Annotated in this window: 1 protein-coding gene; it reads left to right on the top strand. The window is 55.5% G+C overall.

What is annotated here, in order from left to right:
- Window positions 1-191: 191 nt before the first annotated feature.
- Window positions 192-395, top strand: coding sequence for a hypothetical protein (locus H9X86_RS12170; protein ID WP_204901755.1), 204 nt, complete (start codon window positions 192-194; stop codon window positions 393-395).
- Window positions 396-551 lie beyond the last annotated feature (156 nt).

Genomic DNA, 551 nt, shown 5'->3' with positions numbered 1-551 from the left:
ATGTAACAGAGCAGTCTCCTTCCTCCACCCCCGCCCCGGAGCAGGGGCAGGCCCAGCCCAACCCCGCCACCCCCATGGTGGTGGCTGTGGCAGGTGTGGTGGTGTGTGTGGCCGCTGCTGTCCTGTGGCTGCTGCGCCGCCGTGCTAAGTGATACAGTACGAAAAATGATATATAGAAATGGAAATGGAGCGTGCAATGCAAGAAGGCAAACACCGTCACGGCCAGACTGGAGCACTTTAGTATCTATGTGCTGGTCAACGTGGTGGTGGCCGAGGACGGCAAAGTGCCTCCCACCGGGGACAACAACCAGCTGATGGGCTATGTGGTGGCCATGGCCGCTGCCACCGCTCTGCTGTGCGCCGCTGTGGTGATTTCCCGCAAGCGCAAGGCTTAACATCAAACTCATACATCACAAAGGGCCTGTTGCAAAACAGGCCCTTCTTTTTGTCTAATGAAAACCCCCGGCTGTGCCGGGGAGTTCAAAAAAAGCTTTAGCGTTCCATATGAAGAAAAAACTCCTTTTGATACAATAAGAGTGCGGTCTGCCAAC

The organism is Pseudoflavonifractor capillosus, from assembly GCF_016902575.1.
GTDB lineage: Bacteria > Bacillota > Clostridia > Oscillospirales > Oscillospiraceae > Enterenecus > Enterenecus capillosus_A.
The sequence above is the reverse complement of the archived record's forward strand: the minus strand, read 5'-3'. Positions and strand labels throughout refer to the sequence as shown.